This is a genomic window from Chloroflexus sp., assembly GCF_049970315.1.
In the GTDB taxonomy this organism is placed as follows: Bacteria; Chloroflexota; Chloroflexia; order Chloroflexales; family Chloroflexaceae; genus Chloroflexus.
On sequence record NZ_JBMFNE010000016.1, the window covers coordinates 1 to 16161 of the forward strand.

The following is a 16161-nucleotide window of genomic DNA, read 5'->3' on the forward strand; positions in this document are numbered from 1 at the left end:
GGCGCACACCGTGCCAGTGGCGGCGCACACCGTGCCAGTGGCGGCGCACACCGTGCCAGTGGCGGCGCACACCGTGCCAGTGGCGGCGCACACCGTGCCAGTGGCGGCGCACACCGTGCCAGTGGCGGCGCACACCGTGCCAGTGGCGGCGCACACCGTGCCAGTGGCGGCGCACACCGTGCGCCGCTACCTAGGGGTCTGGTAACAAGGTGTTTAATGCGCGTTGTATCAACGTTGAATCCTGCACGAGATTGGTTCGTACTGTTTGCCAATATTCGGGACGTTCGTACCCCAATTGCCAAATGGCAATGCCGGCCAGATCAAGCTTCTGCACGGTGGTAATTTTGTCGGCGAGACCGGTATCGGTCATAAACCAGACGGTGCGCGTACCGACGCTTGTGCGATAGGTGAAGGTGCTCTCGCCGACCCGACCACGTGCATTCCGTTCAATGAAGCTTACCGTCGGTTGATACTCGTTGATAATCTCCTCGATCACACGCCATGGACGCGCAGTTGCGTTGCCGTTGGGTGGCCAGTCGTAGCCATAGAAGTGAACACCGATCAACACTTTGGCCGGGTCAACGACTTCGCGCGCGTAATTGGCTACTGCTTCAATCCAGTAGGCAGGTGCGACCGGTCCTGGCCCTGAGCCGCGCCAATGATAATCGTAGGTCATGATCCGCAATTGATCAACATGCGGTCCGATAGCCCGCCAGTCTTGGAATGCCCCTAATCCGCCATTATCGCGGTCTTTAGCATGAACGGCGACGGTCAAGAGTTTGTTGTGTGCGTGGAGTGCGGCAGCCAAGTCAATGATAAACGCGGTAAAATCGTCGCGCAGTGAGGGATCTAGTGCTTCGTAGTCGATGTCGATGCCGTCGTAGCCACGAGCCAGTACTTCATCAACGATATTCTGAATATGGCGCGCACGGAGCTGTGGATTGGTTAACACCGGCACAACCACACCGGGGTTGCCGACATTGTGGATCGAGGGGATGATTCGTATGCTGTTTTCATGGGCAATGCGCACCAGATCATCGTCGCGCTGCCCGTACAGCCGTCCGCTAGCATCGGTGGTGTACCAGAATGGGCTGATGTCGTCGATAATATCGACGTTGGCGAAAAACGACTCACGGGCATCACCGGTGAAGTTCGGTGGTAGCCAAACGGCAATGTATCGCCCACTCTTGGGGTGATAGCCGAAAGTTTCCGGTTGCGGCGGTGCGGTGGTAGGCAAGGGTGTTGGTGGGATAGGGGTTGGTAACACCAGTAACGGCGCGGCTGTCGGCATTGGTGTTGGTACTGGTGTTGGAGTTGATGCGTTGGCCGAGAGCGCGATGAGAGTACGTGACATTTCTACCGTCTGCCAGAGTAGTAGCCCTGCCACGACCAAGGCACCAATGTAGATTGCTCCGGCTACTATCGTGCCGATCCGCACGGATTTTCTCACCTTTCGACGACTAAGTTGGCAACTTTAGTATACACCTAGTTCGTGTAGTCGTTCATCACTAATCCCAAAATGGTGGGCAATTTCATGCAGAATGGTGCGTCGAATCTGCTCACGCAGCGACGCTATCGTGCGAAAGTCTCGTTCGAGCGGTGCTTGAAAAATGGTGATGGTTGCCGGTGCGTTGTACTCTTCGGTGAACGGGACCCCCTCGTAAAGACCGTAGATTGTCTGCCATGGTCGTAAGCCGAGTGCGCGACGTTGTGCGCGGCTCGGACGGGGTGCAATGACGATCTCAACCGTTTCGAGATGGCGAGCAAAGGTGGGAGGTAATTGTTCGAGCACTTCCGCAACCAGATCGGCGAATTGTGGTTTCTCCATTACTTTGTGTAATTAGATATAATCAACACCATAGCTCATTATACTTGTCGCGAGTAATGAGCGTCAAGCATTTGAGCTGTGTTGATGCGAGATATGGCCGGTGATGGCGTGATCAGAATCGGCAAAAGCGGTAACACTTGGCCGGTTGCACGACGCGAACAATGTGTGGTACAGTCAAGGTTCTCGTCAACCGGATGTGCTACAAACGGGTTGTGACTTTGTGGTTTCAGCCTTTCCTAACGAATCGAGGGATAGTATGCAAGAACATCAAATTTCATTCCTCAAGCGCCTTCTTGCCGCACCGGGGCCTTCAGGAGAGGAAGATCGTGCCGCACGGGTTTGGCGTACCGAGGCCCGGACTTTTGCCGATACGGTGTACAGTGATGTGCTCGGGAATAGTTTTGCGGTATTGGAAGGAAGTGATCCCCGGATTCTACTGGCAGGCCATATCGACGAGATTGGGTTGATGATTAGCCATATTGATGATAACGGCTTTCTCTTCTTCAGTTCGATCGGTGGTTGGGATCCGCAGGTCTTAATTGGGCAGCGGGTACGTTTGCTGGGTCGGCATGGTGAAGTTATTGGAGTGATCGGTAAGAAACCTATTCACCTGCTGAAATCCGGTGAGCGCGATCAGGCGACCAAGATCGAACAGATGTGGATCGACATTGGCGTCACGAATCGCGCCGAAGCAAGTGAGCTGGTGAATGTTGGTGATGTAGGTGTGATCGACGCACCTGTCTACGAATTACGCGGTGGTCGTATCGTTAGTCGCTCGATTGACAATCGGATCGGGGCGTTTACCGTATTGGAGGCGTTGCGTTTGCTGAGTCAGAATCGTCCGGCTGCTTGTGTTGCCGCGGTTGCGACGACCCAAGAAGAGATTACCTTCGGTGGTGCAACGACGGCGGCGTTTAGTTTTGATCCACAGGTGGCGATTGTGGTCGATGTTACTTTTGCCACCGATCATCCCGACGCGGACCAAAGGCAATGGAACGTTGTGAAACTCGGTGGTGGCCCAGTACTGTCACGAGGTTCAGCCAACAGTGGGCGTGTGTTCCGCCGCTTGGTTGATCTGGCCGAACGCGAAGGAATTCCGTACAGTGTACAAATCTCGCCACGTTATACCGGTACCGATGCTGATGCGATCCACCACGTGCGTGGCGGGATTGCCAGTGCGGTTATCTCCATTCCCAATCGCTATATGCATTCGCCGAACGAGATGATCGCATTGAGTGACGTTGAGTACGCAGTGCAATTGATCGCTGCGTTCGTTCATTCTGTGAATAGTGTCAATGAATTCATTCCAGTTGATGAATGATCTCATTCCAACGCAATCATTGCATGCTACAATACCATCCACTGCGACATCGGAGTCGCAACCGGCCAATGTTGGCCGTGTAGCTCATCGTTGAGAGGTACAGCATTATGGTGATGACTGATGTTGAACGATCTGCAGCTGCACCTTCAGAGCGGGTAGGCCTGTTGCAGACGGTTTTGCAGCAGTTTGACGAAGCTGCTGACCGCCTCGATCTACCGGCGCGTCTGCGTGGCATTTTGCGCGTGCCACAGCGTGAACTAACCGTTAACTTCCCGGTTAAGCGTGACAATGGTCGGATCGAGGTCTTTCAAGGTTTTCGGGTGCAGCACAATCTGGCCCGTGGCCCAACGAAAGGCGGGATTCGCTATCATCCGGCGGTGACGCTCGATGAGACACGGGCGTTGGCGATGTTGATGACGTGGAAATGTGCGCTGGCCGGCTTGCCGTATGGTGGGGCCAAGGGTGCCGTCATTGTCGATCCGAAACAGCTCTCTATTGGTGAAATCGAACGGCTCACTCGCCGTTTTGCTACCGAGATTAGCGTCGTTATCGGCCCTGAACGTGATATTCCTGCCCCTGATATTGGTACTACGCCACAGGTGATGGCGTGGATTATGGATACGATCTCGATGCATCAGGGTCATACCGTTCCGGCAGTGGTGACCGGTAAGCCGATTAATGTCGGTGGCTCGGAAGGGCGGTTGGAAGCGACCGGACGTGGATTGACCTACGTATTGATGTCGGCTTCGCAACATCTTGGGCTAAACGTACCTGATATCCGTCTGGCAATCCAGGGCTGTGGTAATGTTGGTTCGACGGTAGCACGGGAGGCAGTTGCACTGGGGATGAAGGTCGTCGCCATCAGTGATAGCCGCGGTGGGGTGTACAATCCCTATGGTCTTCATGTGGAAGCGGTATTAGCCCACAAAGCTGCTACCGGTAGTGTGGTCGGTGCTGCGAATGCCGATACGCTAACCAATGAAGAGTTGCTCGAGGTTGAGTGTGAGGTGTTGGTTCCGGCAGCGTTGAGTGGAGTGATAACGGCCCACAATGCCGACCGGATCAAAGCACAGATTATTGCCGAAGCGGCCAATGGTCCGACGACGAGAGCTGCCGATGCAATTTTGTACGAGCGAGGTTGTGTGGTTATCCCCGATATCCTCGCCAATGCCGGTGGCGTGACGGTGAGTTATTTTGAGTGGGTGCAGGGGTTGCAAGAGTTTTTCTGGAGTGAGCGTGAAGTCAATGCACAACTGCGGCGGGTGATGACGAATGCACTCCAGCAGGTGTTGCGGGTGGCTGCCGAGCAGCACGTTGATCTCCGCACAGCCGCTTATATCTTGGCGGTGCAGCGTGTGGCCGATGCAGTGACAACACGCGGTATCTATCCATAACGAAGATGGAGAGTATATCGCTATGGATGATCTTGATGCGATGATCGATAGCTTAATCCCACGTCGGACCAGCGGAAGACGTTTTTGGCAGGGTCTGCTAATCGGGTTGCTTATCGGTAGTGGGATCGCAACACTGTTTAGCCCGCGCAGTGGGCCGGTGCTCCGGGCGTTGGTGGCCGAGCGAATGCAGGCAGGGTTGGGGCAGCTACGCCATGCCTTGAATGGTCGGCAATCTTTGTAAGTGGGATGGTTGCCCAGATATTGTGTTCTCGGTGGTACGCTGACCACCGAAAACATAATGGGCGTTGACAAGTCAACGATACAATACCGCTATGTGCATCGAAGGCAGAGCTATGCGCTAAGGCATAGTTCTGCTTTTGGTGTTTGTGATCGCATGATTAATCGGATCATGGGTTGCGGCGCGCGATATTTGCGAAGATCATATACTTTTTCAACATTTTCTACACAATGATTCAGTATCATGGTTTGTAGCACAAAAGCGGTATGCTGTGAGGTACTGTGCATTGTGCCCTTACTCACCAGATACGTGGTAGTGGTATACTGAGCATAGCAACAAACATCTATTACGTTTAAGCACACGAAGGAGGCGACTATGCCATTTTTCTTCGATCCAATGTATATCATCTTTGCGGTACCGGCGATGCTTTTCGCGCTGTGGGCCCAGTTTCAGGTCCAGTCGGCGTTTAATAAATGGTCTCGTGTTCCGAATATGCGGCGTCTGAACGGTTTTGATGTCGCCCGCATCTTAATTCGGAATGAGGGCTTAGAGCATGTCGGGGTTGAGACCATTCCCGGCATGCTCACCGATCACTACGATCCATCGAGCAAAGTAATCCGTCTCTCGGAAGGATCGGTACAACCATCGGTAGCGGCGATGGCAATTGTTGCCCATGAGTTGGGCCATGCCGCTCAAGATAAAGCGGGATACGTATGGTTACGGGTTCGGTCAGGGATTGTTGGCTTTGCGAACATTGGCTCGCAACTAGGGACGTGGCTATTCTTTATCGGTATGCTGCTCGGTGCCGGCGGTGGGAGCCGTTTCGGTTTTCAATTGGCAGTTTTGGGTGTAATCTTGTTCAGCGCGGCGGTGGCATTTACACTGGTGACGTTACCGGTGGAGTTTAATGCCAGTGCTCGGGCTCGTGAGATGCTGCAACGTAACGGTCTGGTCACGGTACAAGAGGCCGAGGGGGTGAACGCAGTCCTGAATGCTGCCGCGTTGACGTATGTGGCTGCTGCGGCCCAAGCCATCGCCCAGTTGCTCTACTTTGTCACGATTTTAATGCGACGGAGGGACTAAAGCTATGGAAGAAGACTTGCGCCGGAAACTCGTGCATGGTCTGATCAGTCTCGTGTTGAGTCTGGCTGCGGCATGGCTGGCAACCTATCTGACCAATAAGATTCTCGGTGAACCGTCGAAGCCGGAGTCGCAAACGGTGTAGGCAACGTTTGCGCGGCGATGATCTGCTTGGTACCCTTCACGCCTTGGTGTTGTTGCACAGGTGTATGTGTCGGTCAGGTACGATTGACCTATAATAGAATAAACCGGGGAAAGGGTGGAACAGTGCGCTGCCATCATAGCTCGCGCTAGTTCGTGATGGGGTAGGGACGCAGTAGCGTATTGCTGTCTCCCTACATTTCGAGTTGAGCGAAGCGAGCAATCTGCCCATCCGTCGCGTTCCACTCGACACAACAAAGACCGATAAGCAGCGTTGAAGATGGCTCGCTCCGCTCACTACGACGAAAGAGACATTGCATAAATGGGCGGATGTGGATACACTTGTGCATGGAGAATCTCCGCACCGTGTAAAGAGGGTATGGCAAATCAAGGGTATCAGTTGTGGTGCTCCTCATTTTTACCTTGGGTATCCTAACGTATGTTCAAACCTCCGACACATATGCAGTTCAACCCTATTATCATCGGTGTTGCCGGTGGCAGTGCAAGTGGCAAGACTAGTGTGGCACAGGCGATTTTGCAGCGGGTTGGTGCTGATCGAATTGCTCACATTGATCACGACCGCTACTACAAAGACCTCAGTCATCTACCGCTGGAAGAGCGGGCTCGATTCAATTTTGATCACCCTGACGCGCTTGACAACGATCTGCTGGTAGCGCATCTCGATGCGTTGTGTGCCGGACAAGCAGTTGATCTACCGACCTACGACTACGCAACGTATGTGCGTTTGCCGTATACCGAACGGATCGAGCCGCGCCCGGTGATTTTGGTGGAGGGCATTTTAATCTTCTACGAGCCGGTATTGCGTCGTCGCATGCATATTAAGCTGTTTGTCGATACCGATGCTGACCTGCGCTTTATTCGCCGTCTGCGTCGTGATATTGCTGAACGTGGGCGGTCGGTCGAGTCGGTGATCGAGCAGTATTTGGCAACGGTGCGTCCAATGCATCTTGAGTTTGTTGAGCCGACCAAACGTTATGCCGATGTCATCTTTCCCGGTGGTGGACGTAATCCGATAGCTATTGATATGGTGGTGGCACGGATTGAGGCGGCATTGCAATCGATGGCTTGACGATATTGGTAATCAGGCGCAAACTACATACATAGAGCACTCATCTGTCTGCGCTATACAGTTGCGATGTAGTAATTCTCTAACACTCAGATATTGGTATGTCCTTGTCTGCGCTCGTTGATAGCAATGAACTGCCCCTCAGTTGGACGCGGGGCAGTTTTGCTGTACCGCGTTTGCAGTATGTGCGCTTGCCTCTGTCGCGGTTAACTTGGTTAGCGTATGCGACATTACCGGATAGTAGTCGCTCCGATTGGTTTCACGATCATCGAGCGGGGCAGCGTTGGTTGGTGCGAGGTTGTCCGGAACAGGTGGCTTGTCGGTTGGCTGCGTCTGGATGGGAGACGTTCCGGGTAGGGATCGAAGGGGTGATCGATCTGGCCGGTGATGGCTTACAGCGGCGTTCGGTGCGCAAAATGGCGCGGGCTGCCCTTCGTTTTGGTCAAGTGAGTGAAATTCCTTGGAGTCCAGCGGCGGTCGCACGTTTGCGTTGGCTGGCGCGCGAGTCACGGTATGGGCAACGACCGCAGCTTCGTTATCTGTTTCGGACCACTTTTGATCCAGAAACACGTCTCTTTGTGTTTGGTGATACTGCCGGTGTGTGGCAAGGCGCAGTGTTACTCACCCAACCATCACCGACTACTGCCGTGACCGAATTGATGTTGCGCCGACCACAAGCACCGGCAGGGGTGATGGAGGCGCTGTTCAGTTTTGTCGGTGCCCAGTTGTTGGCTGAGGGTTGCCGTAGTCTAAGCCTCAATGAAGTGCCGTTCCACCATCTTGACGACAATTTACGTCCATTAGAGCGCCTCATCACGCTGATCGGGCGCCAGATGGCAACCGTCTACGATAGCGAGGGCTTATACCGTTTTAAAAACAAGTTTGCTCCCGTATGGCGACCGATCTACCTCTGTGTGCAAACGCGGCTACCCTTGCTCGCATTAGCCGATCTCTTTGCCGTATCGGGATGCCTCGAACTGGCAACGAGTGGGCTTCATCGTCGGCAGGCGGTATGATCTACCGATGTTGGCGGCGTTGGTGAAGGAGCTGCTCGTACTCGCGGAGTCGGACGAGCTGCCGGCGGTTGGGCCGGATGATCGGACGTGCAGCATGCACTATCTTGAGGGCTGTCCGATGATCAACACCATGACGTGCGATCAGATACGCTGCCGTCATCAATGGTGCGCGCCCTACCCCAGCGTGACAGTGGATAAACACGGGCAGACCATCACTGATAGCATTGGCAATGAAATGGACTCCTTCATCGAGTTGCTCGATGGTTGGGGGGTGAAAATCCGGGACCAATAAACGGAGACTACGGTTAGGCAGTGGCTCAGAAAAGGTATCAGCCCGCTCAGCTTGGAGGGAGAGTACGGCACGCACACCGAGTGCATAGATGTCTGACCATTGTTCAGGGTGAAATTGCCCGCCGACGAACAGCATGGTGTTGATTTGACTAATGTTTAGCCCGAAAAATCGTTGCCATTGGGTCGAAACGTACTTATGTACCAAGTCGATCATCGTACTTCTCTGCTACAATACAAGGCTAGATTCTACGTTTATGGTAACACAAGTATGTGGCCGTTTCGTAAACCTCCAGATCTCAATGCTGCTGTTGTCCGACCTAGCCAGCCCGATGACGTTCCTGCGGTGAGCCATCTGTTCCGGTCTGCTGGCCGCCGGTTTTTAGCGGTCGGGGTTGCTGATTTGTACGCTGCCATCGAACATAGTCGGGCAGCGGTGCTCCAACTCGACCAAGAGGTGTTGGCGGTTGCTGTACTGAGTCGGCCTATCGCTCAGGTAGCGTGGTTGCGGGGATTGGCGTTGAGTGAAAGAGTACAGCCACGTGAGGCTATTGCTCGTCTCTTGCCAGCTTTAGACGATGTGGCTCGTGGACTCACGATCCAACATGTATACTACGCCGGTGATGATCAGTCGGATCAATGGTTGCGTCCGCTCCTTGAACATGCCGGCTATGCTCACCAAACCGATGTCGTCGTCTATGAGAAACGCGGCTGGAATATTCCTAACTATGGTAATGCGCATGTGCAAGTTCGCCCCGCCTATGCCGTTGATCTAGCTGAGGTGTTGCAACTCGACATGCGCTGTTTTGAACCGCAGTGGGTTAAGGATGAAGGGATTTTGGCACCGGCAATTGCCGATGGATCATTCTTCGTGACGGCTGAACTTGATGGACAGGTCGTCGGGTATAGTTACGCGACGAGTCATTTTGGTGGCCGGTTAGTCCATCTAGTACGTATTGCCGTCGATCCATCCCAACGTGGGCGAGGGATTGGCGTGCGGTTATTAGCGGAATTCGTTTCGTATGCGGCTGAAATTGGCGCCGGGTTGCTCACTCTCAACACACAAGCGTACAACTATCACGCTCAGCGGCTGTATCGCTGGTTTGGCTTTACGCCAACCGGTGAACGCCAGCCGGTGTTGTGTCGCTGGCTGTAGAGAGAGGAAACTGTGCCTGCCAAAATTGATCCGCGTGATTGGGAACGGTTGTTTAACCGCCGACGGCGACGTGGGCCGCTCAGTATTTTGCTGCGTGCTCTCGTGGGTGGGTTGCTCGTGCTCGGTCTGATTGGAGTAGCACCGTTGATAATGAACCAGATCAAGTTGGCTCGCGTTACAACGGCGCAAACGCAGATTGCGTTGCAGACGCGCGAGGCACGGGCAACAATCCAGCAGGCGGCAACCCAAAGTGCAATCCCGCCGGTAACACTAACTATTGTGGCTACCTCCACTGCCACGCCAACGCTTACACCAGAACCGATCCTTGGTCGTGCCCAAGTGGTCAGGGGCGGCAACATTCGCAGTGCACCACAAGTTGTACCGGCAACCGTGATTGGACAGGTTTGTGTCGGTGATCGGGTTGAGCTATTCGAAGAGCGGATCGTTGATACCAATAACCGCTGGTACCGGTTGCGGGTCGTCGAAACCGTTGGTCGTTGTGTTCCTGAACGGGTCAGCGCCGGTACAGAAGGCTGGGTAAATGGGCAATTGCTCGGTGCAATTGAGCGATGATAGCGGGATGCCAGGTGTTCAGCGCTGCACCGCTTCCTCGTAAACGGCAAGGGTAGCTTGGGCAGTAGCTTGCCACGAAAATCGTGCTGCTTGCCGTAATCCACGACTTCGCAGCAATTCACGGAGATCGGGCGAACGGAGGACGCGCAAGATGCCCTCGACGATGTCGTGCATGTTGTGTGGGTCAACCGTCAATGCGGCGTCATCAACCACTTCGGGCAAACTACCGGCGTAGGCACAAACCACCGGGGTGCCGCAGGCCATCGCTTCGAGTGGTGGAAGACCAAATCCCTCATACGACGAAGGAAAGACAAAAAGTAAGGCACCGCTGTAGAGTGCGGGCAGATCGGTGTCGGCGACATTCGGTAAGACCTTCACCTGGTCGGCCACGCCGTGTTCGGCGGCAAGCGTAGTCGGCAACGGATAGCGAGGGTCAAACTTTCCAGCTATGACCAGTACGGTGTTGGCATACTGTTCTGGTAAGGCCGGGAGCACGCGCTGCCATGCCCGCAGGAGGCGGTCAATGTTTTTGTGTGGTTTATTCGATCCAACGTAGAGTACGTAGTGTCGCGGTAAACCGTAGCGCAAGCGTACTTCAGTAATCTCATCAATCGGTTGTGGGACAAACAATGGTTCAGCGGCCAGCGGCGTTACGGCGATCTGTTGGCGTGGTATGTGAAGGTGAAAGGCAAGATCATCGCGCGAGACCGACGAGATGGTAATCAATTTCCGCGCGCTTTGTGCAGCGAGTCGTAAGCTTACGTGATAAAAACGTCGTCCGCGTGGGCTGAGCGTTTGTGGGTAACGCAACGGCACAACATCGTAGATAGTGACAACCGATGGGCAGGGGAGCAGATACGGCTTGACGAGATAGGGCGAATGGAACACATCGAGATGCAACCGTCGAGCAATAAGGGGTAGTTCAATCTGTTGGCTTAGAGCAAAAGGGCCACTCCGTACCGGGACCAATTCGACCACATCGGCGGTAAGGGATGGCAGCGATTGATCGGCATTGGTGAAGACGAACAGGTGATGAGAGCGGCAATGCCGACTGAGTGCCGGTAAGAGAGCGGTAATGTAGCGACCGATACCGGGAAAATGGTCGCGAGCGTAGCGGGCATCGAAGCCAATGCGAAGAGGCGGCATGTGAACTCTAGCGGTGTGTTTGTCAAGTAGGTCAAAGATGGCGAAGGGTGTAGTTTTGTTAGCAGGCCTATCGGGAGTGAGCAACGTTGCCTATTTGGACTTACCCTTTACGCCTCTTACTGCAGCTCTTACTAATTCCTGGTATGTACTTGTTGAGTGGTTAGTAATAATTCGTTTGTAACCGGTTTATCGTTGTAGCAGTTTCTTCGCTGAAAAGGGAGAGCTGGGAGGCCCCTTCCATATATTCTACAATATCTCGTTTCGCAAGAGTCCGGGCTATATCGTATTCCTTACCCAAGCGGCGTGCAAGCGCCATCAAATCAAGTGAATTAAGAAGTTGTGCGGCTTTGGTGCATAAATCTGAGGAACAGACAGCCCCCCCTTTCCCCTGCTGGGGGTTCAGGCAGTTGCTCCTGGGAGAATAACCTTGTAACTCGCATTGAGATGAGATTGCAGGGTAGAAAACGTCAGGTTCAGGCAGTTGCTCCTGGGAGAATAACCTTGTAACTTTCGGGCATGCCCAAATGGGTCATCCGATTGAGCGCGGCGCAACAAACCAGGGCCTCGGTCTGCTGGATAGCCAGCAGGCGCGCAGAGAGGCGCTCGCCAACGATGGGCTTATAACGACAGGCTGCCGTCTCAGCGAGTGAGCGTTGATGGGAACCAGACGTTTCTTGCCAGGCTCTTCGTCCCATCTTGCGAATGGCGCGCAGGTTCTCGTCACGGGGATGGGGCGGCGCATGGCAGTTGCCATGTTCCCAGATGTGCGCATCCGTGCGCGACGGGATGAGCGGCTTCGCCTGTGGGGAATGTTGGCGCAGGCAATCATAGACGTTGCGCCGGTCATAACTGCCATCGCCCGCCAGGCGGTCAATCGGCTGCTCCATCTGGCCCAGCAAGGGTTCGATCGCCTCCGCGTCATGAACATTGTTTTCGGTCAAGAGAACGGCTTCAAACTCGCCGCTCTGCGGGTCTATCCCCAGATGGAGTTTGCGCCAGGTACGCCGCTTTGTCTTGCCGTGTATTCTGACCTTCCAAGCCCCTTCGCCATACACTTTCAGCCCGGTGCTGTCGATGACGATATCAAGATGCCCGCTGACCTTTTTCGGCAATCTCACGTTCCATCCCTTGCCCCGCCGCGACAGGGTGGTGTGGTCGGGGACAGGCAAGTCCACCCCCATCAACCCAAATATCGCACGCACAAACCCTGCCGTGGCGCGGTTGGGCACATGAAAGAGTTTCTTCAGGGTCCACATTATGGTGATGGCCCAGTCGCTGTCCTCAAATTGGGCGCCGCGCTGCTGTTCGCCTGTATAGCGCCATTTCTCGCTGACCTCATCCGACAGCCAGATGGTAAGCGAACCGCGCTGAACCAGCGCTTGATCGTATTCAGACCAGTTCTTGACACGGTATAATAGCTTTGAGCGTGAGCGTGTGTGCTTTTGTTTTGTCATAAACCAAAGTTACACGGTCACGCTCCCTTTGTCAACCTTTCATGCACCAAAGCCAAGTTGTGCCGTAATTGGCCGCTTTGCATCCCAGAAAATGAATGCAGACCAGAACTCTCTGGCCGGTTCGGATGTAACCAATTCGTACAATAGGTTGCATTCTTCTTCAGACTGACATGGGAAAAAATAACATGTGTCGTCGAGAACCACCGGGCTTCCCAGAAAAGGTGGAACTTGAACAAACTCGAGTTTCTTGTATAAACCCGAAATAGCAATCTTCCAAGGAGCAAATGAATATGGTCCAACTCCAGAGACTGAGAAGCGCGGACAGTTCCTGTATATTGAACTCTTTCGTTTGTCCAAAAAATGTGCATGGGCAGTAAGGTAATTCCATGCCTTGGGAGCTTCCAACCTAAGACGACTCGGATCGTCACTCATTGCCCGTTGAGGAACAAGCATCCACCGATGCGGCTTCCTATGCGCTGCGAGATCAGAACTTTTTAACAGAGGAAAGAGCACTTCAGGTTCAATCTCAACGAATTCTCCTAGGCCATTAACAAGATTCCCACGCTCAATGCACAGCTCAAAGACTTTGCTGCAATCATGCTTTATTCCTGACTGCCAGCCCCGAAAGCCTGTCCCTGTGAGGTCTTCCCGTTTCAGGTATGATTTGACATCAGCTACAAGCATTCCATCCTGCAAACCGAATACGCTATGGGGTTGTTGTGCATGAAGAGAACCAAAAACTTGGCATTCTTTGCTCTTGCCGGTCGGATTGCTTCGAATGAACAGAAGGTAAGCGTCAACCGAAGCTCTAAAGTATTCCTGCGCGTCTAGGGTATAAAGTGATGCCGACTCGATCCGCAGCCCGTTTTGCCAAGCGTACAAGAGAACTTTACGTGCTACTGTCGTTTTACAAAGCATTGCAAGTAAGCCATTCTTACCATTAAGCCATTCTTTCTAAGCATCCATTCCGAAATGTCGAAATTACTCTTGCCGGTGAGCGCATCAATACCAGGGAGATTGTCAAGGGTTGCTTTCTGCGGAAGATTGTTACTGCCCCAAGTGCTCAACGCTGCATTCGTCACCCAGTGTGGATTGCCTATAACAAAAATGGGCTCAGGTAACGCTTCAACAATCTCAGACCAACTCGTGAGAAAGAAATCAGACTGATGAACTTCAATAGACGCATGAGGAAATGCGCATGCGACAGCATACTGCGCTTGCAACACGTATTTCGGATTGATCTCAAAGCCAAGAACACGCGATACGTCTGGGAATGTTTCTAAAGATGCTTTGCGAAACGAACCCGTCCCACATGTCGGTTCGAGAATCGAAGCTGGACGAAAACCAGTCCGAGCAATGAGGGAACATACCTCCCTGGCTAAGCTGAGGGGCGTTTGAAAATCCCCAAATTCGGCTTTGCGTTGTTTTTGATCGCGCATCGCTATCTCAGTCTTTCAAGTTCTACAACCGAACCGGCCTTCTCAATTACTCGACTGTATTGAAGTCTCCATTGCAGGGCATTCGAGATGGTAAGATAGCCGACCTCAGGGGGATTGGCGAGGATCTCGTCGGCTAACGCCGATGCCTCAATCTCATCTACTGGAAGTCTGCGCTCTTCAATGAAAGCCATAATGTCATCCTTGTTTCCCTCATTTTCAAGTATTCGACGGAGCCCCGTGGTAGTTTGAAAGTCTGCTGTCCGCTCTTTACTGACAAAAATTGTGTGCAAAACGTTCAAATTCCCGTAGATGTTTGTGGGTCATCTGTCTTCTCGGATACAAACACGAGCAGAGAATAGCCCAGCCCATAGATTTTCTGTCGAGCAGATTTGAAAGGACACGATGATTGCGGTTGCCTTATACTTGTTACCTTCACGTCAACTTCAAGCTCAGGAAAGTCTATCCCACTTGCAGAACTTCCTTCCTCAAAGTCGTACTTTTCGCGAAGGTAAGACCTGAACTTGTGCTCGAAGTACGTCCCAACTGCTTTCCCATCAGTAACGCCGTACAAGGCCAGCTCTCGATGCCCTGACTCGATTTCGGCGAATGTGTGTGCTTCTGTCTTCAGCAGTTCCAGTGTCAACTTTTGTTTCATTGCTTAGCCTTACGATGTACCGACAAACGGTCTCGAGTCTAGCCGCTGCGACCAAGGCGAGCAAAGCGAGCCGATGAAACGATCGGCAAGAGCGGATGTTAGCCGGTTCCCTGGTGATCAAGTAAGGAGACAAATCACGCTTGCGCCGCAGGCGACTGAAGAGAATTCTATCAGCTCCAAAGAACGGATTGAGGCGAACCAGAAGAACGTGCGTTTTACCGGTAATCTTCTGATTCGCCTGCGCCGCCACAGCTAGGGCAAGTGTGTTTGGTAAACCCGTCACAACATTCACATTTGAATATGGATGCGACTACGAGGGCTATTGTCATATAGCCGGTGCTGTAGCACTGTTGGTATCTAACAGTGCTTTCTCCTTGACTCGGATGTTTTTAGCCTTCGTTATCCATCCGACGAGGGTTTTCTGAAGGTCACAATATAGCACTCCGTTCTACTCTGTTTTACTCCAAACAATGAAGTTATGCATCCGGGTTCAACGTAACATTACATCCCTTCGGCCAACAGGGAAGCGATGTAGGTCAGGGTTGCGCGACGACCTTGGGGGTGGAGGCGCCGCCACAGGTTGAGCAAACGCTGTTCGTTATAGGCGTTGATGGTAGCCTCATCGATGACGGTATCGCTCTTGGGAGTGGGCGTTGCACCATCAACGGTGGTCGCAGTCGGCGTAGAAGCAGGTTCCGGTTTTGGCTCCGGCATTGGTTCAACCGGCACCGTACGTTCATGACGTGGCGCACTTGGCAATTCGACACCGCGCCGGCGCAGTTCGGAGGCGATGATCAGGCGGGCAACCGTCAGCGAATCGGCGTCAAGCACCTCGGCCAAGCGGATGGCGTTATCGGGGTCGGGCGTCGTTTGGCCGTTGAGGTAATTTTTCATCGCGCTATCACTGATTTTGGTAGCGGTACAAAGGCTGGCGCGGGTAAAACGCCCTTGCATGTGTGCTTTCAACCATTCACTAAACAGTTGATCGTCGTAAGGGATGAGTTCGGCCCGTTCACGTACCTCGTTAGCCGGTATGTTCAATATTTCTGCCATTTGCTCAACCGTCTTGCTACGCATCCGGGAACGTGATCCTGCTTCAAAAAGATACGAACGCAGGGTTGCGACGCTCAAACCGAGGACTGCCGCGAAATCGGCCAATGACATGCGCCGCTGCATGGCAGCGTGGAAGAGGAGCACCGAGAGCGGCAATTTTTCATTAGACGTGCTCACTGGAGACAATCCTTTCGTATCAGTAAGGCGATATGATAACAGATAAAGTATGAAAACCTCTTTAATCACTCTTGCTATTTTGGAATTATAATTGTGAGGCGCTATAATGTCAAAG

Annotated in this window: 18 protein-coding genes and 1 pseudogene; 9 read left to right on the top strand and 10 right to left on the bottom strand. The window is 53.2% G+C overall.

Going from position 1 to position 16161, the window contains the following annotated elements; translation table 11 throughout:
- Positions 1 to 190: 190 nt before the first annotated feature.
- Positions 191 to 1438, bottom strand: a complete 1248-nt coding sequence (locus ACP5OT_RS11670; RefSeq protein ID WP_428132213.1) for a glycosyl hydrolase family 18 protein — start codon at positions 1436 to 1438, stop codon at positions 191 to 193.
- Between the two features lie 36 nt (positions 1439 to 1474).
- Complete coding sequence (locus tag ACP5OT_RS11675; RefSeq protein ID WP_428132215.1) at positions 1475 to 1828, bottom strand: metallopeptidase family protein; 354 nt, start codon at positions 1826 to 1828, stop codon at positions 1475 to 1477.
- A gap of 256 nt (positions 1829 to 2084) precedes the next feature.
- Between ACP5OT_RS11675 and ACP5OT_RS11680 the strand changes: the two genes are divergently transcribed.
- From ACP5OT_RS11680 to ACP5OT_RS11700, 5 genes are all read left to right on the top strand, one after another.
- Positions 2085 to 3149, top strand: coding sequence for a M42 family metallopeptidase (locus ACP5OT_RS11680; RefSeq protein ID WP_428132217.1), 1065 nt, complete (start codon positions 2085 to 2087; stop codon positions 3147 to 3149).
- A 107-nt stretch (positions 3150 to 3256) separates the two neighbouring features.
- Complete coding sequence (locus tag ACP5OT_RS11685) at positions 3257 to 4543, top strand: Glu/Leu/Phe/Val family dehydrogenase (protein WP_424677385.1); 1287 nt, start codon at positions 3257 to 3259, stop codon at positions 4541 to 4543.
- A 22-nt stretch (positions 4544 to 4565) separates the two neighbouring features.
- A complete protein-coding gene (locus tag ACP5OT_RS11690) occupies positions 4566 to 4784 on the top strand; it encodes a YtxH domain-containing protein (RefSeq protein WP_424677384.1) in 219 nt (72 codons plus the stop codon).
- 372 nt (positions 4785 to 5156) lie between these two features.
- Positions 5157 to 5864, top strand: a complete 708-nt coding sequence (locus ACP5OT_RS11695; RefSeq protein WP_424677383.1) for a zinc metallopeptidase — start codon at positions 5157 to 5159, stop codon at positions 5862 to 5864.
- Between the two features lie 4 nt (positions 5865 to 5868).
- A complete protein-coding gene (locus ACP5OT_RS11700; protein WP_424677382.1) occupies positions 5869 to 6006 on the top strand; it encodes a hypothetical protein in 138 nt (45 codons plus the stop codon).
- A gap of 190 nt (positions 6007 to 6196) precedes the next feature.
- Here ACP5OT_RS11700 and ACP5OT_RS11705 read toward each other — a convergent pair whose 3' ends face one another.
- Complete coding sequence (locus tag ACP5OT_RS11705) at positions 6197 to 6352, bottom strand: hypothetical protein (RefSeq protein WP_428132220.1); 156 nt, start codon at positions 6350 to 6352, stop codon at positions 6197 to 6199.
- 110 nt (positions 6353 to 6462) lie between these two features.
- Between ACP5OT_RS11705 and udk the strand changes: the two genes are divergently transcribed.
- Positions 6463 to 7092, top strand: a complete 630-nt coding sequence (udk, locus tag ACP5OT_RS11710) for a uridine kinase (RefSeq protein WP_012616656.1) — start codon at positions 6463 to 6465, stop codon at positions 7090 to 7092.
- A 98-nt stretch (positions 7093 to 7190) separates the two neighbouring features.
- Positions 7191 to 8105, top strand: coding sequence for a phosphatidylglycerol lysyltransferase domain-containing protein (locus ACP5OT_RS11715; protein ID WP_428132222.1), 915 nt, complete (start codon positions 7191 to 7193; stop codon positions 8103 to 8105).
- Between the two features lies 1 nt (position 8106).
- On the opposite strand, the gene ACP5OT_RS11720 is transcribed toward ACP5OT_RS11715, so the two are convergent.
- On the bottom strand, positions 8107 to 8610 hold the full coding sequence (locus ACP5OT_RS11720; RefSeq protein ID WP_424677380.1) for a protein-tyrosine phosphatase family protein: 504 nt from the start codon (positions 8608 to 8610) through the stop codon (positions 8107 to 8109).
- A gap of 54 nt (positions 8611 to 8664) precedes the next feature.
- Here ACP5OT_RS11720 and ACP5OT_RS11725 point away from each other — a divergent pair, with 54 nt between their 5' ends.
- Complete coding sequence (locus ACP5OT_RS11725; RefSeq protein ID WP_428112031.1) at positions 8665 to 9549, top strand: GNAT family N-acetyltransferase; 885 nt, start codon at positions 8665 to 8667, stop codon at positions 9547 to 9549.
- Between the two features lie 12 nt (positions 9550 to 9561).
- Positions 9562 to 10122 (top strand): SH3 domain-containing protein, encoded by a 561-nt coding sequence (locus ACP5OT_RS11730; protein WP_424677378.1) that lies wholly within the window; start codon positions 9562 to 9564, stop codon positions 10120 to 10122.
- 18 nt (positions 10123 to 10140) lie between these two features.
- Here the strand turns inward: ACP5OT_RS11730 and ACP5OT_RS11735 are convergent, their stop codons facing one another.
- The 6 genes and pseudogenes from ACP5OT_RS11735 to ACP5OT_RS11760 form a co-directional block, all read right to left on the bottom strand.
- On the bottom strand, positions 10141 to 11268 hold the full coding sequence (locus ACP5OT_RS11735; RefSeq protein ID WP_428112026.1) for a glycosyltransferase family 4 protein: 1128 nt from the start codon (positions 11266 to 11268) through the stop codon (positions 10141 to 10143).
- A 473-nt stretch (positions 11269 to 11741) separates the two neighbouring features.
- Entirely contained in the window at positions 11742 to 12722 is a 981-nt protein-coding gene (locus ACP5OT_RS11740; protein ID WP_424677376.1) for an IS5 family transposase, read from the bottom strand.
- A 39-nt stretch (positions 12723 to 12761) separates the two neighbouring features.
- Positions 12762 to 13640 (bottom strand): hypothetical protein, encoded by an 879-nt coding sequence (locus tag ACP5OT_RS11745; RefSeq protein ID WP_424677375.1) that lies wholly within the window; start codon positions 13638 to 13640, stop codon positions 12762 to 12764.
- A complete protein-coding gene (locus ACP5OT_RS11750) occupies positions 13619 to 14161 on the bottom strand; it encodes a hypothetical protein (protein ID WP_428132226.1) in 543 nt (180 codons plus the stop codon). The genes ACP5OT_RS11745 and ACP5OT_RS11750 overlap by 22 nt, the downstream gene beginning before the upstream one ends.
- A gap of 2 nt (positions 14162 to 14163) precedes the next feature.
- Positions 14164 to 14816: pseudogene (locus ACP5OT_RS11755) on the bottom strand (restriction endonuclease).
- A 501-nt stretch (positions 14817 to 15317) separates the two neighbouring features.
- Positions 15318 to 16046: a helix-turn-helix transcriptional regulator gene (locus ACP5OT_RS11760; RefSeq protein WP_428132228.1), complete on the bottom strand. Its 729-nt coding sequence runs from the start codon at positions 16044 to 16046 to the stop codon at positions 15318 to 15320.
- Positions 16047 to 16161 lie beyond the last annotated feature (115 nt).